The organism is Sandaracinus amylolyticus, from assembly GCF_000737325.1.
GTDB classification, from domain to species: Bacteria; Myxococcota_A; Polyangia; order Polyangiales; family Sandaracinaceae; genus Sandaracinus; species Sandaracinus amylolyticus.
Genome location: NZ_CP011125.1, coordinates 2162130 through 2186031, shown reverse-complemented (window position 1 = coordinate 2186031; position 23902 = coordinate 2162130). Strand labels below are relative to the sequence as shown.

The following is a 23902-nucleotide window of genomic DNA, read 5'->3' as shown; positions in this document are numbered from 1 at the left end:
CCGACGGCGCGCCCGAGCGTCAATCCGAGGTTGCTCGCGCGCGGGGTCGCGCCGTACGTTGCGAGCCGTGCGCGTCCTCGGCATCGATCCCGGCACACGGAAGCTCGGCTGGGGCGTGGTCGAGCGACGGAGCGCGAAGCTGCGCGGCGTCGCGGCGGGCGTGGTCTCGCTCGACCCCAAGACGCCGCTGCACGATCGCCTCGCGCGCGCCTTCGAGCAGGTCGAGCTGATGATCGAGGATCACGCGCCCGACGTGATCGCCGTCGAGGACGTGTTCTTCGCGCGCTTCGCGTCGGCCGCGATCAAGCTCGGACACGTGCGTGGCGTCGTGCTGCTCGCCGCGGCGCGCAACGGCAAGCCGCTGACCGAGTGGCCGCCCGCGCTGGTGAAGCGCACCGTCGCGGGGCGCGGCGCCGCCGAGAAGGCGCAGGTCGGGCGCGTCGTCGCGGCGACCCTCGGTCTCGCCACCGTGCCCCCCGCCGACGCCGCCGACGCGCTCGCGATCGCGATCACGCACCTCGCGAGCACCCCGATGCTCGCGATGGCCAAGCCCGCGATCCGCCGCGCGCGCTAGGGCTAACGCGCGAGCGTGCGGCGCGCGAGCGCGACGAGCGCCATCGGGTCGATCGGCTTCACCAGGAACCCGTCGGCGCCCAGCGACGCCAGCAGGCGCCAGTCGGGCGCGCCGCCCGTCGCGGTCACCACGAGGATCGGCATGCGCTCCGAGCGCGACGTCGCGCGGATCGCCGCGGTCAGCTCGATGCCGTTGAGCCCCGGCATGTCGAGGTCGAGCACCGCGAGGGCGGCGGGGTGTCGATCGAGCTCGCGCAGCGCCTGCTCTCCGTCGCGTGCCACCACGATCTCGGCGCCCGGGAACGCCCAGTCGAGGGTCTCGCGCACCAGCGCCGCGAAGTCCTCGTCGTCGTCCGCGACGAGCAGGCGCAGCGCGCCCGCGTGCTGGCTCGCGCTGTCGCGCGCCTCGAGCAGCTCGCGGCGGAACGCGTCGGCGCTCGCGGTGCGTCGCGCCGGGTCCTTCTCCATCCCGCGCAGCAGCACCTCGTCGAAGGCGCGCGGCAGCTCGTGCCGGATCTCGCTCGCGCGCGGCGGCGCCTCCGTCGCGTGCCGCGTCATCATCTCGACCGCGTCGTCGGTCTCGAACGGGAGCCGCCCCGTGAGCAGCTCGAGCGCCATCACGGCGAGCGAGTAGACGTCGGCGCGGTGGTGCATCCCCGCGGGCACCACGTCGCCGCGCACCATCTCGGGAGACATGTACGCGGGCGTGCCGGACACCGTGTCGCGCTCGGCGTCGCGCGGCCGATCGAGCACCCGCGCGAGCCCGAGGTCCGCCACCGCGACGCGGAACGCCGGACCGATCAGCACGTTCGTCGGCTTCAGATCGCGGTGCACCGCGCCCGCGCGATGGATCGCGCCGAGCCCGCGGCACACCTGCTCGAGCACGCCGATCACCTCGTCGATCGAGAGCACGCCCTGGGCGCGCCGCCGCGCGTCGAGCGTGATCCCCGGCACGTACTCCATCACGAAGTACGGCGCGCGCTGCCCTCCCGCGACCCGGTGCTCGCCGAACGTGTAGATCTCGACGACGTTCTCGTGGCGCACCCGCGCCATCGTCCGCGCCTCGCCCACGAAGCGCGCGTGCGCGTCGGGGCTCGCGACGTAGTCGGGATGGATCAGCTTGATCGCGACGTCGCGCTCGAGGCGCTCGTCGCGCGCGAGCATCACCACGCCCATCGCGCCCTCCCCGAGCACGCGTGTGATGCGATACGTGTCCGCGACGAGCTCGCCCGGCCCGGGCACGCCGTCCCAGGCTCGCGCGCGCGGAGGGCGCGTCGTCTCCGGCGCCGGCACGTCGCCGGCGCGACGCGGCTGCGTCCGGGGGAGCTCGTCGTCGTCGGGGTCGGAGCGGCGCGCGCCGGACATCGGGAGCGGTCGAGCGTGCCCGCAGCGCTGGACTCCTGGCAAGATGGACGCGTGAGCGACGATCCGTCCCGGCCCTCGCTGGAAGAGCGGCTCGCGAAGCTGCGGGCGCGGATGGAAGACGGCCTCCCGACGCGCGCCGCGGAGCTGCGCGCGGCCGCCGATCGCCTGGCCTCCGGTGACTCGCGCGCGCGGGAGGACATCCGCCGCGCCGCGCATCGGCTCCGCGGCACCGCGGGCTCGCACGGACACGACGCGCTCAGCACCGAGGCCGGCGAGGTCGAGCTGCTCGCGTCGCGGGACGACGACTGCGCGCGCGTGGTCGCGCGGACGCTCGCGCTCGTCGCGTCGATCCGGCGCATCGCCAACGAGTCGCGCCCCGTCGCCCCGGTCGCCGCGCCGCCGCTCGTGACGCCGTCGGCGCGACCGCTCGTCGGCCGCAGCGTGCTCGCGCTCGACGACGACGCGCCGACCCGTCGCCTCCTCGAGCTCACGCTGGTCACGATGGGCGGCGCCGACGCGCGCGTGATCGAGGCGCCCGACGAGGCGCTCGTGCTCCTCGATCACCGCGCCTTCGACGTGATCATCGTCGATGCGATGATGCCGACGCTCACCGGGCTCGAGCTCGTCGCGGCGGCGCGCCATCGCGCGCACGGCGCGAACGGCGTCTTCGCGTTCCTCTCGGCCGCGACCCCCGAGGAGCTCGGATGGACGATCCCGCCCGGCGCGAGCTGGCTCCGCAAGCCGTTCCGACCGCGCGAGCTGCTCGACGCGCTCGTCAGGATCGTCGGCGGCGCCGCACGATGAGCGCCGCGAGCCCGAGCAGCACCGGGATCACGCCCGCTCCGCCCGCGCTCGAGACCGCACACCCGCTCGTCAGCGGCGGACGCGGTCCCACCCCGCCCGGCGTGCGCCGGCTCGCGGGATAGACCTCGCACACCGCGGTCACGTCGTCGGTCGCGAGGTCGCGCTTCACCACGTCGCCGGGATCGCTCGACGCGAACATCGTCGCGTCGGGGTCGACCACGTGCGCGAAGCCGAGCAGGTGCCCGACCTCGTGGGTGATCGTGTTCTCGAGATCGGTGGTCTCGAGCGACGGGACCGCCGCGACCGACCAGCTGTGATCGAGCGCGTTCAGGTCGATGTCCGCGTCGAGGATCTCGCCGGTGCTGCGGCGGTAGACCAGCGTCGTGATCGCGAGCGTCTCGGGCCCGAGCTCGGACGGCCACGCGTCCTCGCGGAAGACCACCCGGTTCTCGAGGTCCGGCGCCCCGCCCAGCAGGTTCGTGCGCAGGTCGGGCGGTGTCCCGAGGTCGACGAGCACGATGTCCGTGCACCCGCCCGCGCGCGTCCACGTCGTCATCGAGCGCCGGACCGCGTCGCGCACGTCGACCGGCGCCAGGTCGCGCGAGGTGTCCTCGGCGATCCGGAGCCCGAGATCACGACGCGCCCACGCGAGCGGCGTCGTGTCGCCGGTGACGGTCGCGCGCTCGTACGCGCGTGCGCGCCCCGCAGCCCCGACGGAGATGGCGAGCGCCGCGACCAGCGTCACGAGCGTGCGCACCGAGCGGTGCCGCGTCGGGGTCGAGCTCACGTGTCGAAGAATAACGTGCGGCGGCGGATGCGCTTCGACGTAGCACCTTCGGCACTCCACCAGGGCGTGCGCTCCTTTCTTCCTGGTCGGCCCTCGGCCTCGTGTTAGGGTGCGGCCCGTGGTCCGAAAGACCCGCAAGATGCCCGCCCTGATCAGCACGATCGCGCTGATCGCGGGCTGCGGATCGTCGACCCGCGCCGAGGTCACCGGCGTGGTCGTCGACGCCCGCACAGGACGCGCGATCCCAGGCGCGCGCGTCGTCGCGCACGATGGCTCGGCGACGCGCACCGACGACGAGGGCCGTTTCACGCTCTCGGTCTCGCGCGGCGACGCCCGGTCGATCCGCGCGAGCGCGGCGGGCCGCGAGGACGCGCAGACGCGCATCGACGTCGGCGTCGACGAGAGCGCGTCGATCGTGATTCGGCTCGTGCCCGCGCACGACGAGACGCCGCGCGCCGAGCACGTCGTCGCGCAGTACCACGAGGAGCACGGCACCGATCCCGACGCGGTGCTGCGGTGGATCGAGGACGTCGATCTCGAGCGCTGGCTCGTGCGCGGCGTGCGCGAGCCCGAAGGCGTCGAGACGGTCCCCTGCGGCACGTGCACCGCGTGGGGCGCGCGCGAGCAGTGGGCGCTCGGCGCGATGCGGCTCGCGGGCGACACGAGCGACGGCGCGGAGTGCGCGAGCTGCCACGACGCGTCGGCGTTCGCCGCCGCGCACGGAGAGACGACGAGCATCGCGGGCGATGCCTGCGTCGCGTGCCACGAGGGCACCGAGCTGCGCGCATTCGAGCACGTCGATCACGTCGCGGGCGCGCCGGCGAGCGGGCTCGGCACCGGCGCGGTGTGCGTCGAGTGCCACCGCGCGCCCGGCCACGCGCCGCAGGCCGACGTCGTGCTCGGTCGCGGCGCGCGCACCCTCGCGAGCGCCGACGTCGGCGAGGCGCCGCACGGTGCGATCGCGGACGCCTGCGTCGCCTGCCACGCCGCGCCGTGGCGCGAGGCGGACCCGGCGGAGCTCACGCTCGGCCACACCTTCGAGGTGCGCGAGGCGTCGGGCGGCATCGCGCGCGATGCATGCTCGTCGTGCCACGGCGAGGTCGCGCCGGAGTCGATCGCGCGCGGCGACTGGGACGGAGACGGCGCGAGCGGCGCGGTCGCGGAGGAGCACGATCGCGCGGTGGCGCGGGTGCGACGCCGGCTCGAGTCGCGCGTGCAGCAGGCGCGGGTGCGTGCGCGCTGCGGGACTCGAAGCAGCACGGCGGTCGCGTTCACCGAGCACGCCGCGGGCGGTGGGCCGGGCACGCTGGTGCTCGTCGACGTGCGCGGCGTGATGCTCGGCGACTGCGACGAGGACGGCGCGTTCGACGAGGACGAGCGCCCGGTCTCGATCGACGCGCTGCCGCGCGACGTGCGCGACTCGATGTGGGACCTGATGCTGCTCGAGCGCGACGGGTCGCGCGGCGTGCACAACCCGACGTTCAGCTTCGCCCTCCTCGGCGCGATCGAAGCCCGACTCTGAGCCCGGCGGGCCCGGGGACGCGCGCGGATCGCTTCCGGCGCGGGCTGGACGCTTCCGCTGCGCTCCGACGGCCTGATCGTGCCGCGTCGGAAGCTCCCGGAGCACGTCGGAAGCTCCCGGAGCGCGTCGGAAGCCTCCGGAGCGCGTCGGAAGCCTCCGCGGAGCGCGTCTTCCGGGCGGAAATGCGCGTCGGAAGCCTCCGGAGCGCGTCGGAAGCCCGAATGCGTCTCTGTTGATACGCTCAGGGCTCGTCTGCGCGCTCGTCGTCTTCCTCGGCGTGGCTCGGGTGCGGGCGCTCGCTGCGCCGCAGGCACTGCACGCTCTCCGGGCGCTCGTCGCGCCAGACCGCGCTCGTGACGCTGCGCGCGATCGGCGGATCGAAGAGCGGCACCGCGTCGCAGTGGGCGCCGCCGTCGACGAGCACGAAGTGCAGGTGCGGCGACTGGCTGGTCCCGGTGTTCCCGAGCCGCGCGATCGCCTCGCCACGGCGGACCACCTGGCCCGCGACGACCAGGTTCTCGCGGTTGTGGGCGTACGCGGTCACCCATCCGTTCGGGTGCACGAGGATCACGAAGTTGCCGTACCCGCTCAGCCCGTCGCCCGCGTAGGCGACGATCCCGCGCTCCGCCGCGCGGATCGTCGCGCCCACCCGGCCTCGGATGTCGATCGCCAGGTGATACCCACCCTCGCCGCTGCCCCAGCCGCGGATCAGCCGACCACGATCGACGGGCAGCCGCAGCGTCCCCGAGAGCCGCGGTCCTTCGCCCGCCGCCGCGACCCACCGGCGCTCCGGCGCGCGCACCAGCAGCGACTGCCCCGCGCGCACCGTACCGAGCCCGATCCGTCGCGCCCTGCCCCGCGCCTCGCGCTGCGCCGGGGTCTCGCGCGCCGGCGTCGCGCCTCGGCTCGAGCGGAGCGCCCGCGGGTCCTCGCCCTCGCGCGGCACGATCAGCTCCTGCCCGGCGCGCACCGCATCGCCGCGCAGCCGGTTCGCCTCGCGGATCGCCTCGACCGAGCTGCGGTGCCGCCGCGCGATGCGCGCCAGCGTGTCGCCCTCGCGGACCACGTACGTGCGTGGCCGCGGCTGCGCCTGCGTCATTCCCGGCACCGCGAGCCACATCGCGAGCACCAGCGCCCATCGCCGGATCATCCGCACCTGTCGTCGCACGAACGCGCGTCCTCGCGACACGGGTTCCCGCACCGCGAACCTTCGCGCCCAAGCGCCTTCCACGATCGGATAGACTCCGGGCGCCCATGCCGCCGATCGCGGTGATCCGCACCGAGCGTGACGTCTACGCGAACCTGCTGCGCGACACCCGCGGGCTCCGCCGCGAGCAGGCGAACGCGCGCGACGTCTGGTTCGCGTCGATGCCGTGGGAGCGCAAGGAAGAGACGCTCTTCGAGCTCGAGATGTTGCTCAAGGGGCTCGCGTGCTTCGGCAACCCGCGCAACCACCCGGGCACGCCCGCGGCGAAGAGCGCGGTCGCGCAGGACTTCCACGAAGAGCTGCGCATCCTGCGCGACGCGTCGCAGCGCGTGATCACGCTGACCAAGCAGCTCCTCGGCGACAAGGAGCGCGCGTACACGTTCACGCGCTACCTCGAGTCCGTGCTGCCCGAGGACTCGGCGCGCGGGCGCTTGATCCAGGAGCAGCTCACGCAGGACACGCCCGAGGAGGCGCTCTTCGTCCTGCGCAACGCGTTCGGGCACTTCCTCGATCTGAGCGACGGGCTCGCGCGGCTCGGGCGCGTGTCGAACCGGCTCTACTTCGCGATGCACGGCGTCGTGGTGCGCGAGATCGGGCGCAACGCGTACTTCAATCCGCTGATGGCGCTCGAGTTCCGCCCGGAGTTCGATCGCATCCGCAGCGGCGAGGTGCTCGAGGCGCTCCACGTCGTCGAGTCCGAGACCGCGCACCGCGTGCTCGCGCTGACGTTCCTCGCGCTCTTTCGCGCGCTCCGCTACGTGTCGCTCGTCGACGCGTACGCGTCGGACCCGGCGTCGACGCGCCGCGCGTACGTGATCCTCGCGGTGCTGCGATCCGATCTGCGCGCGCTGACGCGCTACCTCGGGCGGCGCGCCGGGGACGCGATCGCCGACGGGCTCGAGCGGGAGCTGCTCGCGACTCCGTCGGACGAGATCGGGGTGCGCTACACGCACCTCGCGGACGTCGCGCGCTCGCTGACGCGCATCCGCGGGACGCTCGACCACGTCGCGAACGGGCTGCGCGTCGAGGTGAAGAAGATCTTCGAGCACGACCTGCCCTCGCCGCAGGCCGAGATCTCGGCGCAGGAGCTCGGGCCACAGATGGTCATCGCCGCGGCCGAGCTGCGCGCGTCGCTGCAGAACGCGGTGCGCGCGCTGTGCAGCGAGATCCGTCCGGGCGACACGCTGCCCGAGCTCGCGGTCGATCTCGCGGGGCGTCGCGCCGCGAGCGATCGGCTGCGCCGCGAGATCTGGATGTTCCAGCAGATCCTCCGCGCGTTCCTCGCGAAGGCGGACGCGGCCGCGAGCGCAGGGAGCGACGGCGCGCACGATCGCTGGGCGGGGCACGGCAGCTTCCAGTTCGTGCGCGACTTCCTCGGGCACTTCCGCGCGATCGGGTACCAGCTCGTGCGCAGCCACGACTACGAGCGGCTCGATCCGTTCCTCACGTCGCTCGAGCGACTGCGCGACGTCGATCTCCTCGAGCCGCATCGCATGGCCGAGGCGGTGGAGGAGTGCCGCGCGCTCTCGCAGTTCCTCGGCGAGCTGTTCGAGAAGGTGTCGGGCCGCGCCGAGCTCGCGGGGCACGGCTTCGATCGCCAGAGCGCGGGCGAGACGCTGAAGATCTATCTCGGGCGCGCGTAGCTGCCTCGCATCCGTCGAGCGCTCGACGGGCGGCTACCCCAGCGCCCGGTTGAGGTGAACCTCAACTCGGGCTTGGGTTCGCTGTTCCTTCCCGGAGGGCGCGTGCGGCGCGCCCTCCCTCGTCGGGCAAAGCCCGCCGAGCCTCCCTCCCGCCCGAACCCGAGCCCGCAGCGTCGAGGATCGACGCAAGCGGTCTTCGGGTTAGCTGCGCTTCTCGAACACGAAGACGTTGCCGTGCGCGAAGCGCGCGGGCGCGTTCGCGCTGAAGTAGAGATCCCCGAGCACGCGCGCGAGCGGCTCGACCTCGGTGAGCTGCCCCGCGAAGCGCGCGACGAGCGAGAGCCCGCGACGGTCGAGGTGCTCGCAGAGCCACGCGGGATCGAAGCCGCGCACGAGCAGTCCCTCCTCGCGCCACTCCTCGAGCCCGCGCGCCGTGCGCTCGAGCCGATGACGGCGGAGCAGCCGCACCGCGCGATCCCAGGTGCGCGCCTGCAGCGACTCGCACGTGCGCTCCATGATCGCGAGCCGGCCGTGCTTCGCGAGCACCCGCGCGAGCTCGTCGAGGGCGCGCTCGACGTGCGGCACGTGCATCAGCACGCTCCAGCACGACGCGAACCGGAACGCGCGATCGCGGACGCGCAGCGCGCGGACGTCGCCGTGCGAGACCGAGACGCGCCGCTCTGCGCGCTCGCGAGCGATCCGTGAGCGCGCGCGCTCGAGCGCGAGGTGCGAGACGTCGACGCCCTTCACGCGCAGCCCGAGCCGCGCGAAGCGCAGCGCGTTCGTGCAGTCGCCGCACCCCGCGTCGAAGATCTCGTCGCCCGGCTTGGCGCCGATCTCGCGCACGATGCGCGCGAACGCGAGGTCGTGGAAGCGATCCTCGCTCGAGTGTGTGCGCGCTCGATCGAAGCGGAGGACGACGCTCACGCGGGGTGCAGATAGGTGCTCCCGACGTACCGCCAACGTCGCATCGCGCGGCTCGCCGTTCGTGTGATCGACCGAGCCCAGCGCCCGACTAGGCGTCGACGAGGATCACGACGGAGTAGCCGATCGCCGTCTCGTGCGTGGACGGGTTCGCGTACGAGTGGCGCTGGTCGCCGCGGAACGCGAGCACGTCGCCTTCGCGCAGCGTGAAGCGCTCGCCCGCGGCCGCGAGCACGATCGCGCCGCGCTCGACCGTGAGGTACTCGCGCGTGCCGGGTGTGTGGGGGATGCCGGTCATGCGCGCGCCGGGCGGCAGCTCGATGCGATCGATGTTCGAGCCGGGCAGCGGATCGGGCAGCAGGTTGCGCACGGTGACGGTGCCGCGCTTCTTGGTGGGGAGCGTCTCGCGCGGATGGAGCACGCACGCGGCGCGCGGCGCGCTGAGCAGCTCCTCGAGCGAGACGCCGAGCGCGCGCGAGACCGCGCTGATCACGTGCAGCGTGGGGTTCGCTTCGCCGGACTCGAGGTTCGCCCACGTGGCGCGCGGCACGCCCGCGCTCTTCGCGAGCTGCGCTTGGGTCAGGCCGCGCGCCGCGCGCAGCTGCCGCACGTTCTCGGCGAGCACCGCCGAGAGCGACATGACGTCCACCGGGCCTCGAGCCATCGCGCGCAGTGTACGCGGTCGGGGTTCTGCCCCATTCACGTGGTCCGCGATTTCGACGAATCTGTATCGAGCGTCTATCCTCGGGGCCATCCCGTGAGCGAGCTCGTCAACGCGCCCGTCCGCATGGTCTACCGCGCCGCGCACCTCGCGCTGCGCGCGTATTGGCTCGTCCGCAGGCCCGAGACCCACGGCGCGCTCGTCGCGCTGTGGTTCCGCGGGAAGATCCTGCTGATCCGATCGAGCTATCGCGCGACGTACTCGCTGCCCGGCGGGTACGTGAAGAGCGGCGAGGACGCGCGGCGCGCGGCGCGGCGCGAGCTCGACGAGGAGCTCGGCCTCGCGCTGCCCGACGACGCGCTGAGGCACGCATGGGCGGGCAGCTTCCCGTTCGAGCACCGGACGGACTCGCTCGACATCTTCGAAGCGGACCTCGAAGAGCCGTTCCACGTGGAGCCCAACGGGCGCGAGCTGATCTGGGCGGGATGGAAGACGCCCGAGGAAGCGCTGGCGATGGAGATCGTGCCGCACCTGCGGGACTACCTGGATCGCCGCACGAAGCGCTGATCGAGCCTCTCAGGAGAGCAGGAGCTCCACCCTCCGGAATTTCTGAGGAGGGCAGGAGGAGACAGAAGACCACGGTACTTCGCTCGACGTCGTGCTCCATGCGTCTTCTGGATCCCGCCTTTCGGAATTTTCTGAGGAGGGCAGGAGGAGAAGGAAGACCACGGTACTTCGCTCGACGTCGTGCTCCATGCGTCTTCTGGATCCCGCCTTTCGGAATTTCTGAGGAGGGCAGGAGGAGAAGGAAGGCCACGGTACTTCGCTCGACGTGGTGCTCCATGCGTCTTGGGCTCCCGCCGTGGAGGGGTTTGCGGAACGCGTCAGTCGCGCGCCGCGTGCTCGTCGGAGGCGCATGCCGCTCGAGCACGAAGAAATGACGCGCAGCCTCATTGGAGCGGCGATCGCCGTGCATCGCGCGCTGGGTCCGGGGTTTCTCGAGAGCGTGTATGCGGGCGCGCTCGCGCTCGAGCTGGGCGCGCGGGGTCTGTCGTACGAGCGTGAACGTTCGGTTCCGGTGGTGTACCGCGGCGTCGAGGTCGGGACGCACCGGCTCGATCTGCTCGTCGCTGGAGAGATCGTCGTCGAGCTCAAGGCAGTGAAGGACGTGACCGACTCGCACTTCGCGGTCGTCCGGTCGTACTTGCGCGCCGTCGGGCGCGAGCACGGTGTGATCCTGAACTTCGCCAAACCGAAGCTCGAAGCGAAGCGGGTCATCGTCACGGCCACGCCGCGCGCGCGTTCCGCACCGCCTCGTGGAAGGTCTCGCTGAGCGAGTCGACCGAGCTCGGGCGAATCCACGCGCGGCGAATCCCACCTGCCCGTCCTGCTCCCTCAGCGGCAACTCCTCATTATCAGAGCAGAGCTGCGCCACCTCGAGCTCAGACTCGTCGCTCATCGCGCGAATCCCCTCCTGCTCCTCCTGCTCTCCTTAGCGGCAACTCCTCATAATCAGAGCTGCGCAACTCGAGCCATCCGAGCTCACGCGGATCGCTCATCGCGCGAATCCCCTCCTGCTCCTCCTGCTCTCCTTAGCGGCAACTCCTCAGAGCTGCGCAACTCGAGCCATCCGAGCTCACGCGGCTCGCTCGTCGCGCGAATCCCTTCCTGCTCCTCCTGCTCTCCTTGGCGGCAACTCCTCAGAGCTGCGCCAAATCGAGCGAATGCGGATCATTCATCGCGCGAGATCCTGCGCCCCTCAGCAATCCGAGCTGGGAGGCGCTCCTCAGCGGATCTTCTTCTTCTTCCGCGTCGGGAGCCTCGCGGCGCGGCCCGAGTCGCGCAGCGCCGCGAGCGCTTTCTCCATCTCCTGCGCGAACACGATGCGCACCGCGTCGAGGCCGAGCGGACGCAGCGCTTCCACCGCGCGGCCGAGGTCGCCTTCGTACTCGCCCTCGAGGATGCGGCCCGCGTGCGACAAGAAGTGGTCGGTCAGATCCTTCGCGGCCTTCGCGAGGTGTCGCCTCAAGATGTCCGCGGCCTTCGTCGCGACCTCGAGATCGACCCCCGCGCCTTCGAGCTTCATCGCGACCTGCAGGAGCGCCGGGCTGCGCACGAGGAACACGTCGCCGTGTCGCTCCACGCCGCCGGTGCGCACCAGGTCCGCGACCAACCCCGGGCGCTTCGCGCCCGCGAGCTCGATCAGCTGCGCCTCGGTCACGGTGCGCGGCCGATCCTCGGCCCACGGCGCGCGCAGCTGCGCGTCGAGGCCGAGCCAGTCCGCGACGTCGATCTCGCCCTTGTCGAGGCGCGCCGCGAGCTCGCGGATCGTGTCGATCTTCAGCCCGCGATCCTGCAGCTGCGCGATCAGCTCGAGCCGCTCGAGGTGCTTCGGCCCGTAGTACGCGACGCGCCCGCGCAGCACCGGCGCCATGAGGACGCCCTTGCTCTGGTAGAAGCGGATCGTGCGGCTCGGGACACGCGACTCGCGCGCGAGCTCGTCGATCGTGTACTCGGGCTCGGCCGCGCTCGCCTCGGAAGAGGACATCGACGCCGTTTCTACCAGAGACGCGGCCCGCGCGAACATCGCAGCCGTCAGTCCGCCATCGGCAGGAACGGCGGTCATGCCATCGCCGCGAGCGCGGCCCGGGCGCCGCCGATCGCACCGTGATCACGCGAGAGCGTGTCGATCCACCTGAGCGCGTCCCTCAGCACCTGCGGCCACGAGCCGGTGCGGTAGTCGACGCCATATTTCTCGCAAAGCGCGCGGACCTCGGGCGCGATCGCGCGCAGGCGCTGGGGCGCGAGCTTCGGGAAGAGGTGGTGCTCGATCTGTCGATCGAGCCCGCCGCACAGCACCGACACGACCCAGGGCACCTCGAAGTCGTTGCTCGCCTCGATCTGCATCGCGTACCACTCGCCGCGGCTCTTGCTCTTCGTGCCGGGGTCGTAGCTCTTCGTGCGCTCGCCGACGTGACCGCAGAAGATCGTCGCGGCCGAGTACACGTCGCGCATCGTGTCGCTCAGCCAGTTGCCGAGCAGCACCTTCCAGAAGAAGGGCCCGGCGAGCAGCGGAAAGAGGCCGTACTCGTACGCGTAGTAGGGCACGTACTTCCGGAGCGCGCGCTTCCACGCGAGGCGACGGCTCTCGGGCGATCGATCGGGGATGAAGTCGAGCTGCTTCTCGCCGCCGGGGAGCCCGTTGTCCCAGTGGAGATCGTTCAGCCCCGTGAAGTGCAGGTTCATGAGGAACCCGAAGTTCGGGAACAGCACCGCGAGCGCGAAGAGCAGCTGGAAGCGATGCTCCGCGCGGTGCGGCGTCTGCTCGGTGAGGCGCACCGGGCCGAAGTGGATGTCGGCGTCCTTGCCCGCGACGTTGGTCGCGCCGTGGTGCCGGACGTTGTGCCCGTAGCGCCACGACTCCTCGTCGATCGGCACGCGCCACCACCACTTCTTGCTGTCGAACTTCCCGTTGCCCTCGATGCGATCGTAGGCGCCGTGCAGCACGGTGTGGCCGATCTCGGTCGCCTGCAGCTGCTTGTGGATCCACAGCGCGATCACGCCCGCGCTCCACGTGATCGGCTCGGGGCTCACGTGGATGAGCACGCGGCCGAGCACCTCCATCGTGCGCGAGAAGCGATGCATGCGGCGCACGTACGCGAGGTCCTCCGCGCCGATCTCCGCTTCGACGCGGGCTTTGATCGCGTCGAGCTCGTCGCCGAAGCGACGCAGGCGCTCGGCATCGGGAAGTGAACGCGGGTCCGTCTCGAAGTGTGCGAGCTCCATGACCAGTCCTCCTGCGGGCGTGTCGCCCACCAACTGCACCAGTCATGACGGTTACAGTTCTAACTGTCAAGATCACAGCGCGCGCTGTCATCGTGATCGCGGCCGCGCGGGCTCAGCGGTCGTTCATGCAGGCGCGGAGCGAGCGCTTCGCGCGGTGCACCAGCACGTCGACGTGGCCGCGCGCGAGACCGAGCTCGGCCGCGACGTCCTCGCCGGATCGCTCTTCGAGCAAGCGCAGCAGCACGACCTCGCGCTGCGGTCCGCGCAGCGCGGCGACGCAGCTGCGCAGGCGCGCGACGTCCTCCGCGCGCGAGACGAGCGACTCCGCGTCGGCGCACGGTGCGGCGAGCTCGTCGGCGATCGGGTCGTGGATGCGCAGTCGATGGTGTCGGCGACGCACGTTCCGCGCGGCGTTGCGCACCATCACGCAGATCGCGGCGAGCGCGTGATCGTGCGGCGGATGCGGCAGCGACAAGAACGTGCAGAGCGCGTCCTGCACGCACTCGAGCGCCTCCTCGGGGCCGAGCCCTTCGCGCCGCGCGATCGCGACGAGCGTGCGTCGATGGGTGCGCACGAGGCTGTCGATCACCGGGTCCATGCGAGCGAGAAGGTGTCGTCGAGCGACGATCTTACAGGCGTAAGAAGCGCGCCGCCCGCGACCTGTCCGCGGCATGACCAAGCATCTGATCTCGGTGGACGATCTCGGTTTCGACGTCGACGTGCTCGGGAGCGAGCTGCCCGTGCTCGTGGAAGCAACCTCGCGCTGGTGTGGGCCGTGCCGCGCGCAGCACGTGATCCTCGAGCGCATCGCGGCGCAGCTCGCGGGGCGCGTGCGCGTGGTGCTGCTCGACATCGAGCAGGCGCCGGTGACGACGGTGCGCCTCGGCATCCGCGGCACGCCGACGATCATGCTCTTCGCGGGCGGTCGCGAGATCGCGCGTCAGACCGGGCTGACGCCCGAGACGATCGTGCGACGGATGATCGAGCCCGCGCTCGCGGCGTGACGATCGTGCACGACCGCGACCACGTTCACGCCCACGCGAACGTGGTCCTGGGCGGCGGCTCGTTCAGAGCCTCAGCCGCAGCGCGAAGCCGGGCGTGAGGGCGACGCCGTGTCGCTCGATGTCGTCCTCACCGATGCCGCCGCGCCAATACTCGTAGTCCGCGGCGAGCTCGATCAGCACGTGCACGCGCCGCAGCCCGAGGCCGAGGCCGAGCACGAGCCCGCCGCGGAACGCGGTGAGCGCGCCCGACGTGCGCATCTCCGCAGGCCCGAACGATCCATCGGCGTGCTCGAACCCGACGCGCGCGCCGAGCCATCCCTCGAACACACCGCCCGCTTCGATCCCGATCGCGATCGGCGCGAGCGCACCGACGCGCCATCCTTCGCTCGTGCGCGTCGACATCGTCGCCGGCTCGGGCACGTCGGCGCGCGCATAACCGCCGTACGGCATCACGCCGCCGATCAAGCGCAGGAACGGCGAGAGGCGCAGCTCGCCGAGCGTCTCGAGGCGCACCACCGAGCCCGACACGAACAGCCCGAGATCCCAGTCGTCCGCGAGCCCCCAGCGGCCCCACGCGATCGGCGCGATGCCGCCGCTCTCCGCGTAGTGCAGCACCTGCTCGTCGCCGTCGGGCGTCTCGGGCGGCTGCAGATCGCCGAGCGGGATCCGCGCCGCGCCACCGACGCCGAGGTCGACACGATCACGCGGTGTGGTGCGACCGCCGAGCATCATCGGCTGCGGCGCCGCGCATCCCGCCGCGATCACGATCGCGAAGACGAGCGCGCCGGCGCTCGCACGAACAGGCGAACGCCGGCGACGGGAGGAACCGCGTGGATCCTGCGGGCGCAGCCCCACGCTCGCTCCGACTACTTGCGGAAGCGCGAGGGGTAGTCGTTCGCGCTCGCGCGCGACTTGAGCTGCTCGTCCTCGGGGTGCAGGTGCACCGCGCGCTCGATCAGCACGTCCTCGCTCTCGGGGCGATTCGGGTCGGGGAGACAACACTCGACCGGGCACACCGCCTGACACGCCTCGTGATCGTAGAAGCCCACGCACTCGGTGCAGAGGTTCGGGTCGATCACGTAGATGTCGGTGCCCTCGCTGATCGCTTGGTTGGGGCACTCGGGCTCGCAGGCCCCGCAGTTGATGCAGTCGCTCGTGATGTGGGTTGCCATCGAAAGCTGGCTCCTCGGACGGCGGCGAGTATGGAGCCCGCCTCCCGGGTCGTCAAAGACGAAATTCCCGCAGATTCCTTTGTGGAATCAAGCGATCGTGCGCAGCGAGATCCGCGGCTTCCGCGGCGCGCGGCGCGGGCCGTCCGGGGGCTCGGGGAGCTCGCCGTGCTCGTCCGCGAGATCCGCGACGAGATCGTGATCCGCCGCGGCCGTGATCAGCGCCTTGCGCAGCTCGCCGACCTTCGCGGTGCCGTTCGCGAGGTGCACCTCGCCGTCGATCTCGGGCGCCTGGCCCCACCACCGGCCGCGCAGGAGGAACTCGCTCTCCTCGCTGCCGCCCTCGACGAGGACCTCGACCTCCTGGCCGATCATCGCCTTCGTCTTGCGGCGCGAGATCGGGCGCTGCAGCGCGACGAGCTTGCGCGCGCGCGCGTTGCTCACCTTCGCGGGCACGTCGTCCTCCATCGCGTGGCTGCGCGTGTCCTCCTCGGGCGAGTAGCGGAACACACCGACGCGATCGAACTCGGCCCACGTGACGAAGTCGCAGAGCTCCGCGAAGTCCGCGTCGGTCTCGCCGGGATGACCGACGATGAACGCGGTGCGCATCACGAGGTTCGGCACGTTCTTGCGCAGCGTCTCGACGACCTTCCGCTGGCGGTCGAGCCCGTGCCCGCGGCGCATGATCTTCAGCATGCGATCCGACGCGTGCTGCAGCGGCATGTCGACGTAGGGCAGGACCTTCGGGTGGTTCGCGATCAGGTCGACGAGGTGGGGCTTGAGCGTCTCGGGGTACAGATAAAACAGGCGCACCCACTTCGCGCCCGGCAGGTCCGCGACGCGCTGCACGAGCGCGGCGAGCTCGGTGCCGTCCTTGAGATCGCGCCCGTAGCTGATCGTGTCCTGCGAGATCAGATTGAGCTCGGTCGCGCCGCGATCGATCAGCATCTCGCACTCGCGCACGACGTCGTCGATCGGACGGCTGCGCTGCTTTCCGCGGAACGTGGGGATCGCGCAGAACGAGCAGCTGCGGTTGCAGCCCTCGGCGATCTTCACGTAGACGGAGTGCGCGCCGAGCGAGGGCAGGCGCGGATCGGTCGCGCGGATCGTGTGATCGGCCGGGTTGCCGACGAGCATGCGCGGCGCGCGGCCCGGCGCATCGAGCACGTCCTTCAGCTTCAGCATGTCGGAGCTGCCGAGGAAGTGATCGACCTCGGGCATCTCGGCCGCGAGCTGCTCGGGATAGCGCTGCGAGAGACAGCCCGCGACGACGAGCGTCTTGCACGAGCCGCTCTCCTTCAGCTGCGACATGCCGAGGATCGTGTCGATCGACTCTTCCTTGGCGGGCCCGATGAAGCCGCAGGTGTTGACGACGATGACGTCGGCGTCGGTCGCGTCGTCGACGTGGCGATACCCCTCGAGGCCGCTGACGCCGAGCATGACCTCGGTGTCGACGCGGTTCTTCGGGCATCCCAGCGAGACGAAATGGATGGTGCGATCGGCCGCCATGAAGACCGCGAAACCTGGGAGAGCCCTGGTTTTCCGTCAAGTGGGGTACGCTCGCGCTCACATGCTCGCGGTGCGTGATCTCGCGTCGGTCTTCCTTCTTCTTCTCGCGATCGGTTGTGGAGGCGCACAGGGCGCGCGTGAGGTCGCGCCCGCGTTCCCACCGCCCACGCCGCGCCTCGCGGCCAACGCACGCGCGGTGCACGCGCACTTCGATCCCGAGCGCGCGCTCGCGACGGTCGCGTACGTCGACCGCTTCTTCCGGGTGCGCGGGAACGAGGGCTACCAGAGCTCGCTGCGTCACGTGCAGACCAGTCTGGCCGCGCAGGGCTTCGACCTCGCGTCGATGCGCCTCGTGCAGCTCGGCGAGGAGCGCGCGACGTGGACGCCACGCCGCGCGCGGCTCGCGTTGATCGGCGATGGTGGGAGCGAGACCGAGCTCGTCGCGTTCGCCGACGAGAGCGAGCGCGACCGCGCCGCGCTGCTCGTCGGGAGCGACGCGATGGCGCCCGTGGAGCTCGAGGTCGTGCGCATCGAGGCGGTGCGCGCGGGGACGAGCGCGCGCGGTCGTCTCGTGCTCGCCGAGGGCGAGCCGCGTCCGCTCTTCCGTGAGCTCGCGTCGCGCGGCGCGGTCGGCGTGCTCGTGAAGAACCTCGCGCCCTATCACCGCGGCGACGATGCGGCGCAGTTCGGGTATCTGCCCGCGCACGAGGGTCAGCTCGGGATCGGCTTCTCGCTCTCCGAGGAAGACTGGCGCGCGCTCCGAGCGGCGACCGAGCGCGGCATCGCGCGGGTGCGCGTGGAGATCGCGGTGCGCAGCGGTCGATCGGCGGCGACCGCGCTCGAAGCGCGCATCGAGGGCACGGAGCCCGACGCGGGCGCGATCGTCTTCGTCGCGCACGTCGACGAGCCCGGCGCGAACGACAACGCGAGCGGTGTGGGCGCGCTCGCGGAGCTCGCCGTGGCGCTGCGCCGCGCGATCGAAGAGGGCGCGGTGCGTCCTCCGACGCGCACGCTGGTGTTCCTGTGGGGTCAGGAGATCGAGGTCGCGCGCGAGTGGCTCGAGCGCGAGGTGATGCCGGTGAGCGCGGGGCTCGTGCTCGACATGGTCGGACAGGATCCGACCGTCGTGGGCGCGCCGTTCCTCATCGAGCGCATGCCCGATCCCGGCGCGGTGTGGCTGCGCGCGCCCGACGAGCACAGCGAGTGGGGACAGAGCGAGGTCGATCCCGCGCGGCTGCGCGGGCACTTCTTGAACGACTGGCTCCGCGCGTCGATCGCGAGCGTGCAGGGCGTCGAGGGCGCGGCGTTCCCGGCGCGCGCGCATCCGTTCGAAGGCGGCAGCGATCACGTCGCGTTCCTCGAGCGGGGGCTGCCCGCGGTGCTCGCGTGGCACTTCACCGACGACGCGTACCACACGACGCGTGATCGCCTCGATCGCGTGAGCGGCGCGGAGATGCGGCGCGTCGCGGCGGTGCTCGGTGGCGCGGCGCTCTCGATGGCGTCGGGCGAGCGCGGCGATCGCGAGGAGATGATCGCGGTGGTGCGCGCAGCCGGGCTCGAGCGGCTCGCGTGGGCGGAGCACGCGTCGCGCGAGGAGATCGCGTCGGGCGGCGCGCTCACCACCGAGCGCCTCGTGATCGGCGCGTGGGGCGACTGGTACGACGAGGCGCTGCGATCGATCGACGCGTGGGACGGCGAGGACGAGGCGCTGCGCGCGGCGATCACCGAGGCGCGCGAGGCGATCGCGGCGCGCACCCGCGAGGCCGAGGCGACGCTGCGCTGATCACGCGGCGAGCGGGCGCTCCGTGCGCTCCCACCGCGCGAGGCTGCCCGGCGCGATGTCGCGGGTGCGGAGCGGCTCGTAGGGCGGCGGAGGCGCGATGCGGAGGCGCGCGCGCACCTCGGACAGCGGGCGCGCGAGCATCGTCTCCCAGTGTTGATCGGGGAGCCACGCCGCGGTGCGCCCGCGGTGATAGCCACCGGCGATCAGGTCGCGCGCGTCGATCGCGGCGGCCTTGAGCCAGCCGATCGCGGCGATGAAACCGACGCCCGGCGTGCCCGTCTGCGCGAACGAGAACGCGAGCAGCGAGGCCTCACCGAGGAGATCACCGTGATAGCCGGTGACGACGTGCCAGAGGTCGTGCGCGTCGCGCAGGCGATCGCCGACGTAGAGCAGCTCGAGCTCGTCGGCGTTCATCGGCGCGACGTCGGTCGAGCCTTCGATGCTCGCCGCGACGAGCCCGTCCGCGGTGATGCCCTCGGCGCGCAGGAACTCGAGGTATGCGCGCCCGAGGCTGCCTTCGGGCATCGCCGCGAGCGCGTCGCGATCACGCAGCGACGCGAGGAGATCCGGGCGCTCGCGCAGGATGCGGCGGCCGTCGGCGCTCGCGCGCATGCGATCACGCGTGCGCTCGAGCTCGCGGAAGGAGAGCGCCTCGATGATCGTGAAGACGTGGCGCGTGTCGTCGGGATCGCGCAGCAGACGCCACATCGCGGGCGCGGCGTGCCAGGGCCGCAGCTTCTTGTGTGCGCTTGGCGTGTCGTGCATCGTCGTGCTCCTCTCGCTGTCGACACGATTGTTGATAGCTACCGACAGGATTGTCAACAGTGACGAGCAGGACGACGAAGAAGCGCGCGAGCAAGAAGGAGAGCGTCGCGCCGCCGCGGGTGCGTCGATCGGCGGAGGACGCGCAGCGCGCGATCCTCGACGCGGCCGAGGTGCGCCTCGCGGAGCGCGGGCCCGACTCGATCCGGCTACAGGACGTCGCGCGCGCGGTCGGGATGTCGCACTCGACGGTGCTGCACCACTTCGGCAGCCGCGAGGCGCTGCTCGAGGCGGTCGTGAAACGCGCGATGGAGCGCCTCACGAGCGACATGCTCACGTCGTTCGCGGCGGGCGAGGACGCGCGCGATCCCGCGGCGATGCTCGAGCGCGTGTTCGAGGCGTTCGGCGGCGGTCAGGCGCGCATGCTGAGCTGGCTGCGCCTCACCGGGATCGACGTGAACGTCGACGAGCGCTACCTGCTCGACGTGGCGCGTGCGGCGCACGCGCTGCGGCCGGCGGGCGCGAACGGGAAGAAGCCGCCCTTCGAGGACACGCTCTTCACGATGATCCTCGCGAGCCTCGCGGCGTACGCCGACGGCATCGCGGGCGAGCCGACGCGCAGGAGCGCGGGGCTCGCCGGCGATCCGGGCGCTGCCAAGCGCTTCCGCGCCTGGCTCGCCCGGCTGCTCTCGACGCACCTCGGATGATCAGCGCCGGCGTCGCACGACCAGCGCGAGCAGCGCGAGCACCCCGAGCGCGATCGCACCAGGCCCTTCGCCGCGGCCGGCCGCGCGACACCCGCACCCACTCGACGCCGGCTCGACCGTCGTCGCGCCATCGACCCGGTTCGATCCATCGACGCGATCGATCGCACCGTCGATCGCGCCCGCGTCCTCACCCGAGACGATCCCGCCGTCCATCTCGGGGTCGATCTCCACGCGCAGCCCGAGCTCGAGCTCGAGGTCGAACGAGAGATCGCTCGACGTCCCGTTCGACTGCTTCACGACCGCCGCGATCCAGTTCTCGCCCACCACGAATGGATTGCCCGCCGCGAGATCGAGCGTCGCATCGAGCGTCGCCTCCTCGCCTGCGCCGCTGGTCGACCATGCCTCGTGCGCGAGATCGTCGACCAGCGCCGACGCGACCTGCGTGCCGTTCACGAAGATCGCGACGCCGTCGTCGTAGACCGCGCGCACCCGCGCGAAGTCGACCTCGCTCGCGAGCTCGATGCGCCGCCGGAAGTACACGGTCGGGAAGTTCGGCGTCGCGTCGTGCAGCTCGGTCGCTTCGTCGCCGTCGCCGTAGCCGAGCTCGCCGCGCCCTTCGGGCCACGTGCCGCCCGCGCCGGTCCGCCATCCGTCGCCGTGCGCGGTGTCGTCGTCGGAGTACTGCCAGACGTCGCCGAACGCGATCACGGTGTCGCGCGCCGACGCGGCGAGGACGAAGTCCTCGCTCTCGTCGACGTTGGTCGCGTCGTCGCTCTCGCGGATGCGCACCCGCACGTGGTCGCTCTCGCGACGCGGGGTCGCCCAATCGTGCATCCCGTCATTCTCGGTGCGCTCGACCAGCGTCGACCAGCTCGCGCCGCCGTCGAGCGAGATCTCGATCGTCAAGGGCCCGACCTCGCCCACGCTCGCCCACGCGATCGGCACCACGCTCCCCGCGAGGTAGCGCTCCCCGCCGCTCGGGCGCGCGAGGAAGAGACCGTCGCGCTTCATCAGCGTGACGTGATCGGTCTCCGCGCCGTCGCTGCGGACGTTGCGCAGCGTGAGCTGCTCTCCGTCCACGTCGATGATGCAGCTGCCGTGCTCCGTCTCGCTGAAGAACATCACGGGATGCGACGCGTCACCGCCGACGCTCGCGCCGCCGTGCCCCGCGACGACGTAGAGCGTGCCCTCGGTGCCGCTGCGATAGGGCCCGTCGCCATCGAGCTGACCGTCGCCGGTGTCGACGAGATGACCGCCCGCGGTGGTCGGCGTGTCGAACGCGCCGCGCACGAGATAGCTGCGCTCGTAGATGTGCGAGTGACCGCCGAGCACGAGATCGACGCCGTGCGCCTCGAGGATCGGCAGCGCGTTCTGGCGCATGTCGATGTGCTGGCGCTCGGTGTCGGAGTCGTGCGTTCCGTCGGTGTACGGAGGGTGATGGAAGTACGCGATCACCCACGTCGCGTCGGTCGCGGCGAGGTCCTCGTCGAGCCAGCGCAGCATCGCGCCCGTGGTGCCGCGCGGGCTCTCGTGCGAGTCGAGCACGACGAAGTGCACGTTGCCCCAGTCGAACGCGTAGTAGGCCTCGGTGCCGCTCGGCAGACCACCCGCGCTGCCGTCGGTCGGCAGCGTGTACGCGTCGTAGTAGGGACCGCTCTGCGTCGCGGAGTCGGAGCTCGAGCCCTCGTGGTTGCCCATCGTCGGCCAGCACGGCGTCTGGCGGAGGATGTCCGAGTACATCGCGAAGAAGCGCGAGTCGAACTCGCTCGTCGTGCCCGAGCTGTACGCCATGTCGCCCATGTGCAGGAACAGATCGGGACGACGCCCAGTCGTCGCGCCGAGCATCGCGTCGCGCACCGCGCGCTGATCGCTTCCGCCCGTCCCGGAGTCGCCGACGACCCACATGCGGAACGGGCGCGTGCTGCCGCGGCGCGGCGCGGTGCGGAACGTGTCGCGCGCGTCGGCGGCGCTCGCGGGCGGGCACGTGCTCTGCGCGGTCGCGTAGTAGTACTGCGTGTCGGGCGTGAGGCCGGTGATGCGCACCGTGTGATCGGTCGCGCTGCCGCTGCCCGCGCGGTTCGTGAGCGCGCTCGGCGACGTGCCCCAGCACACCGACGACGGCTGCGCGCTCGCGCTGCGCCACCGCACGATGATCGACGTCTCGGTCGGGCTCTGCAGGTAGGGCGTGCGCTGCGCGTGCGCGGTGGACGCGAGCAGCGTGATCGCGATCGCGAGCATCGAGGTGCGGAGTCTCATCGCTCACCGCCTTCGATCGCGCGGCGCGCGCGGAGCTCGAGATCGATCGCATCGCCGAGCCGCGGCGCGAGCGAGCGCGCGCGCGTCGCGGCGGCGAGCGCATCGTGCGCGCGACCGAGCGCGAGCAGCGCCTCGCCGCGCTCGACGTGCAGCGCGGGCGTCGGTCGTCGCACCAATCGTCGCTCGGTCTCGGAGAGCGCCTCGTGCCGCGCAGCGCGCGCCTCGTCGCCGCGAGCGAGCGCATCGAGCGCGCGTGCGCGCAGCAGCAGCCATCGTGCGCGCGCCGGAGCGTGCGCGAGCACCTCGTCCACCCGGACGAGCGCGCGATCCGCGCGCGAGGTGCGCAGATCCAGCTCGACGCTCTCGACGCGCAGCACCGCCGCGTCGGTCGCGCGCAGTCCCTCGTCGTACCCGCGCGCCGCGTCCTCCACGCGCCCGAGCTGTTCGAGCAGTCGCCCGCGCTCGAGGTAGAGCTCGACCTCTTCGCGCAGCGCGAGCGCCGCGTCGTAGTCGGCGAGCGCGTCCTCGAGGCGCTCCATGCGCACCAGGATCCGCGCGCGCAGCGCGAGCAGATCCGGCCCCGGACCGAGCGCGCGCTCGACGTACGCGTCGAGCTCCGCGAGCGCCTCTTCGTGGCGTCCCATCGCGTGCAGCACGACCGCGCGCTGCGCGTGGACCCGTGGCTCGTCCGGCGCGAGCGCCGCCGCGACGCGCAGGTCCGCGAGCGCGCCCTCCGCGTTGCCCTCGCGGCGGTAGAGCTCGCTGCGCTCGATCAGCGCGGCGACGTCGCTGGGGTGCGATCGCAGGTGCGCGCTGAGCGCTCGCACGTCGTCGCGCACCGGTGGATCGGCGGATGCGATCGCGGGCACGAGACTGCTCAGCGCGCACACGATCGCGAGGAGGGCTCGGTAGGTGGAACGCACGGTCGATCACCCTACCCCGGTGCGCGTGACCGGGGAAAGGCAGCCCCGTTTCATTCGCTGCGCGGGTCGCGCGCTCACGACGCGACGCGCGCGGCCCCTTGGCCCTGTGCGCTCGCCTGCGCGCGCCCATCGTTCAGCTCGTACTCGCGGAGGATGCGCTCCGCCTTCGCCTCGCTGATGCGGCTGAGGAAGCGCTGCGCCTCGTGCTCGTCGCGGATCGTCTTGCTCAGCGTGAACGCGGAGCCCGTGGTGAAGAGCACGCCCATCGCGAGATAGCCCTTCATCCACGGATCGATCGGGAGGTACGCGATGCCGATCAGCGTCGTGCCGAACGCGAGCACGAACGAGGCCCAGACCTGGAAGCGCCAAGCAGCGGTGTCGCGCGGAACGTCGTGGGTCATCTCTCGAGGTCTCCTTCCCTCGAGCCGAGCCGTCAGCAGCGGACGTGCCGCGCACGGAATGCACGCGGAAACCGAAATCGCCACGATTCCATGACATTCGGCGCGCGCATCCCTTG

At 72.0% G+C, this 23902-nt stretch carries 24 protein-coding genes; 9 read left to right on the top strand and 15 right to left on the bottom strand.

What is annotated here, in order from left to right; genetic code table 11:
- The first annotated feature begins 67 nt into the window (after nt 1-67).
- Nucleotides 68-574: a crossover junction endodeoxyribonuclease RuvC gene (gene ruvC, locus DB32_RS09205; protein ID WP_083457265.1), complete on the top strand. Its 507-nt coding sequence runs from the start codon at nt 68-70 to the stop codon at nt 572-574.
- Nucleotides 575-576: 2 nt separating this feature from the next.
- On the opposite strand, the gene DB32_RS09200 is transcribed toward ruvC, so the two are convergent.
- Nucleotides 577-1938: a protein kinase domain-containing protein gene (locus tag DB32_RS09200; protein WP_053232045.1), complete on the bottom strand. Its 1362-nt coding sequence runs from the start codon at nt 1936-1938 to the stop codon at nt 577-579.
- 51 nt (nt 1939-1989) lie between these two features.
- Here DB32_RS09200 and DB32_RS09195 point away from each other — a divergent pair, with 51 nt between their 5' ends.
- Entirely contained in the window at nt 1990-2742 is a 753-nt protein-coding gene (locus DB32_RS09195) for a response regulator (protein WP_169791384.1), read from the top strand.
- Here the strand turns inward: DB32_RS09195 and DB32_RS09190 are convergent.
- Complete coding sequence (locus DB32_RS09190) at nt 2714-3529, bottom strand: matrixin family metalloprotease (protein ID WP_053232043.1); 816 nt, start codon at nt 3527-3529, stop codon at nt 2714-2716. The genes DB32_RS09195 and DB32_RS09190 overlap by 29 nt on opposite strands.
- 118 nt (nt 3530-3647) lie before the next feature.
- Between DB32_RS09190 and DB32_RS09185 the strand changes: the two genes are divergently transcribed.
- Nucleotides 3648-5051: a carboxypeptidase-like regulatory domain-containing protein gene (locus tag DB32_RS09185; RefSeq protein ID WP_157068883.1), complete on the top strand. Its 1404-nt coding sequence runs from the start codon at nt 3648-3650 to the stop codon at nt 5049-5051.
- A gap of 241 nt (nt 5052-5292) precedes the next feature.
- Here DB32_RS09185 and DB32_RS09180 read toward each other — a convergent pair whose 3' ends face one another.
- Nucleotides 5293-6201: a peptidoglycan DD-metalloendopeptidase family protein gene (locus tag DB32_RS09180; RefSeq protein ID WP_157068882.1), complete on the bottom strand. Its 909-nt coding sequence runs from the start codon at nt 6199-6201 to the stop codon at nt 5293-5295.
- A 104-nt stretch (nt 6202-6305) separates the two neighbouring features.
- Here DB32_RS09180 and DB32_RS09175 point away from each other — a divergent pair, with 104 nt between their 5' ends.
- Nucleotides 6306-7901 (top strand): hypothetical protein, encoded by a 1596-nt coding sequence (locus DB32_RS09175; RefSeq protein ID WP_053232040.1) that lies wholly within the window; start codon nt 6306-6308, stop codon nt 7899-7901.
- Between the two features lie 201 nt (nt 7902-8102).
- On the opposite strand, the gene DB32_RS09170 is transcribed toward DB32_RS09175, so the two are convergent.
- Together DB32_RS09170 and DB32_RS09165 are read right to left on the bottom strand one after the other, a co-directional pair.
- A complete protein-coding gene (locus DB32_RS09170; RefSeq protein ID WP_053232039.1) occupies nt 8103-8828 on the bottom strand; it encodes a class I SAM-dependent methyltransferase in 726 nt (241 codons plus the stop codon).
- An 88-nt stretch (nt 8829-8916) separates the two neighbouring features.
- Complete coding sequence (locus DB32_RS09165) at nt 8917-9489, bottom strand: XRE family transcriptional regulator (protein ID WP_240481183.1); 573 nt, start codon at nt 9487-9489, stop codon at nt 8917-8919.
- A 93-nt stretch (nt 9490-9582) separates the two neighbouring features.
- Between DB32_RS09165 and DB32_RS09160 the strand changes: the two genes are divergently transcribed.
- Nucleotides 9583-10053 carry an NUDIX hydrolase gene (locus DB32_RS09160; protein WP_053232038.1) on the top strand — a complete coding sequence of 157 codons (471 nt, stop codon included), beginning with the start codon at nt 9583-9585 and terminating at the stop codon, nt 10051-10053.
- Between the two features lie 349 nt (nt 10054-10402).
- Nucleotides 10403-10819 carry a GxxExxY protein gene (locus DB32_RS09155; RefSeq protein WP_053232037.1) on the top strand — a complete coding sequence of 139 codons (417 nt, stop codon included), beginning with the start codon at nt 10403-10405 and terminating at the stop codon, nt 10817-10819.
- 453 nt (nt 10820-11272) lie between these two features.
- Here DB32_RS09155 and DB32_RS09150 read toward each other — a convergent pair whose 3' ends face one another.
- The 3 genes from DB32_RS09150 to DB32_RS09140 all read right to left on the bottom strand — a co-directional run bounded on the left by DB32_RS09150 (nt 11273) and on the right by DB32_RS09140 (nt 13870).
- On the bottom strand, nt 11273-12034 hold the full coding sequence (locus DB32_RS09150; protein ID WP_053232036.1) for a MerR family transcriptional regulator: 762 nt from the start codon (nt 12032-12034) through the stop codon (nt 11273-11275).
- A gap of 74 nt (nt 12035-12108) precedes the next feature.
- Entirely contained in the window at nt 12109-13272 is a 1164-nt protein-coding gene (locus tag DB32_RS09145) for a fatty acid desaturase family protein (protein WP_053232035.1), read from the bottom strand.
- Between the two features lie 112 nt (nt 13273-13384).
- Nucleotides 13385-13870 (bottom strand): RNA polymerase sigma factor, encoded by a 486-nt coding sequence (locus tag DB32_RS09140; RefSeq protein ID WP_053232034.1) that lies wholly within the window; start codon nt 13868-13870, stop codon nt 13385-13387.
- Between the two features lie 73 nt (nt 13871-13943).
- Here DB32_RS09140 and DB32_RS09135 point away from each other — a divergent pair, with 73 nt between their 5' ends.
- The gene (locus DB32_RS09135) at nt 13944-14276 is read left to right on the top strand and encodes a thioredoxin family protein (protein WP_053232033.1); all 333 of its coding nucleotides are present in this window, start codon (nt 13944-13946) and stop codon (nt 14274-14276) included.
- 63 nt (nt 14277-14339) lie between these two features.
- On the opposite strand, the gene DB32_RS09130 is transcribed toward DB32_RS09135, so the two are convergent.
- The 3 genes from DB32_RS09130 to rimO form a co-directional block, all read right to left on the bottom strand.
- Nucleotides 14340-15041, bottom strand: a complete 702-nt coding sequence (locus tag DB32_RS09130) for a hypothetical protein (protein WP_157068881.1) — start codon at nt 15039-15041, stop codon at nt 14340-14342.
- 101 nt (nt 15042-15142) lie between these two features.
- Nucleotides 15143-15448: a YfhL family 4Fe-4S dicluster ferredoxin gene (locus tag DB32_RS09125; protein WP_053232031.1), complete on the bottom strand. Its 306-nt coding sequence runs from the start codon at nt 15446-15448 to the stop codon at nt 15143-15145.
- A gap of 87 nt (nt 15449-15535) precedes the next feature.
- Complete coding sequence (rimO, locus tag DB32_RS09120; protein WP_053232030.1) at nt 15536-16954, bottom strand: 30S ribosomal protein S12 methylthiotransferase RimO; 1419 nt, start codon at nt 16952-16954, stop codon at nt 15536-15538.
- Nucleotides 16955-17015: 61 nt separating this feature from the next.
- Here rimO and DB32_RS09115 point away from each other — a divergent pair, with 61 nt between their 5' ends.
- The gene (locus DB32_RS09115; RefSeq protein ID WP_053232029.1) at nt 17016-18737 is read left to right on the top strand and encodes a M28 family peptidase; all 1722 of its coding nucleotides are present in this window, start codon (nt 17016-17018) and stop codon (nt 18735-18737) included.
- Here DB32_RS09115 and DB32_RS09110 read toward each other — a convergent pair whose 3' ends face one another.
- Nucleotides 18738-19502 carry a Coq4 family protein gene (locus DB32_RS09110; protein ID WP_053232028.1) on the bottom strand — a complete coding sequence of 255 codons (765 nt, stop codon included), beginning with the start codon at nt 19500-19502 and terminating at the stop codon, nt 18738-18740.
- A 59-nt stretch (nt 19503-19561) separates the two neighbouring features.
- On the opposite strand from DB32_RS09110, the gene DB32_RS09105 reads away from it, so the two are divergent.
- Nucleotides 19562-20206, top strand: coding sequence for a TetR/AcrR family transcriptional regulator (locus DB32_RS09105; RefSeq protein ID WP_053232027.1), 645 nt, complete (start codon nt 19562-19564; stop codon nt 20204-20206).
- Here the strand turns inward: DB32_RS09105 and DB32_RS09100 are convergent, their stop codons facing one another.
- The 3 genes from DB32_RS09100 to DB32_RS09090 all read right to left on the bottom strand — a co-directional run bounded on the left by DB32_RS09100 (nt 20207) and on the right by DB32_RS09090 (nt 23786).
- Nucleotides 20207-22462 (bottom strand): purple acid phosphatase family protein, encoded by a 2256-nt coding sequence (locus DB32_RS09100; protein ID WP_053232026.1) that lies wholly within the window; start codon nt 22460-22462, stop codon nt 20207-20209.
- Nucleotides 22459-23385 carry a tetratricopeptide repeat protein gene (locus DB32_RS09095; protein WP_157068879.1) on the bottom strand — a complete coding sequence of 309 codons (927 nt, stop codon included), beginning with the start codon at nt 23383-23385 and terminating at the stop codon, nt 22459-22461. Before DB32_RS09095 ends, DB32_RS09100 begins: the two co-directional genes overlap by 4 nt.
- Before the next feature lie 74 nt (nt 23386-23459).
- Nucleotides 23460-23786: a YiaA/YiaB family inner membrane protein gene (locus DB32_RS09090; protein ID WP_053232024.1), complete on the bottom strand. Its 327-nt coding sequence runs from the start codon at nt 23784-23786 to the stop codon at nt 23460-23462.
- Between the last annotated feature and the right edge of the window lie 116 nt (nt 23787-23902).

Coding starts and splice junctions, on each gene's coding strand:
- DB32_RS09165 (WP_240481183.1), bottom strand. CDS start 9,489: ATGGCTCGAGGCCCGGTGGACGTCATGTCGCTCTCGGCGGTGCTCGCC.
- DB32_RS09115 (WP_053232029.1), top strand. CDS start 17,016: ATGCTCGCGGTGCGTGATCTCGCGTCGGTCTTCCTTCTTCTTCTCGCG.
- DB32_RS09150 (WP_053232036.1), bottom strand. CDS start 12,034: ATGTCCTCTTCCGAGGCGAGCGCGGCCGAGCCCGAGTACACGATCGAC.
- DB32_RS09145 (WP_053232035.1), bottom strand. CDS start 13,272: ATGGAGCTCGCACACTTCGAGACGGACCCGCGTTCACTTCCCGATGCC.
- DB32_RS09200 (WP_053232045.1), bottom strand. CDS start 1,938: ATGTCCGGCGCGCGCCGCTCCGACCCCGACGACGACGAGCTCCCCCGG.
- DB32_RS09110 (WP_053232028.1), bottom strand. CDS start 19,502: ATGCACGACACGCCAAGCGCACACAAGAAGCTGCGGCCCTGGCACGCC.
- DB32_RS09100 (WP_053232026.1), bottom strand. CDS start 22,462: ATGAGACTCCGCACCTCGATGCTCGCGATCGCGATCACGCTGCTCGCG.
- DB32_RS09125 (WP_053232031.1), bottom strand. CDS start 15,448: ATGGCAACCCACATCACGAGCGACTGCATCAACTGCGGGGCCTGCGAG.
- DB32_RS09140 (WP_053232034.1), bottom strand. CDS start 13,870: ATGGACCCGGTGATCGACAGCCTCGTGCGCACCCATCGACGCACGCTC.
- DB32_RS09180 (WP_157068882.1), bottom strand. CDS start 6,201: ATGATCCGGCGATGGGCGCTGGTGCTCGCGATGTGGCTCGCGGTGCCG.
- DB32_RS09135 (WP_053232033.1), top strand. CDS start 13,944: ATGACCAAGCATCTGATCTCGGTGGACGATCTCGGTTTCGACGTCGAC.
- DB32_RS09090 (WP_053232024.1), bottom strand. CDS start 23,786: ATGACCCACGACGTTCCGCGCGACACCGCTGCTTGGCGCTTCCAGGTC.
- DB32_RS09155 (WP_053232037.1), top strand. CDS start 10,403: ATGCCGCTCGAGCACGAAGAAATGACGCGCAGCCTCATTGGAGCGGCG.
- DB32_RS09175 (WP_053232040.1), top strand. CDS start 6,306: ATGCCGCCGATCGCGGTGATCCGCACCGAGCGTGACGTCTACGCGAAC.
- rimO (WP_053232030.1), bottom strand. CDS start 16,954: ATGGCGGCCGATCGCACCATCCATTTCGTCTCGCTGGGATGCCCGAAG.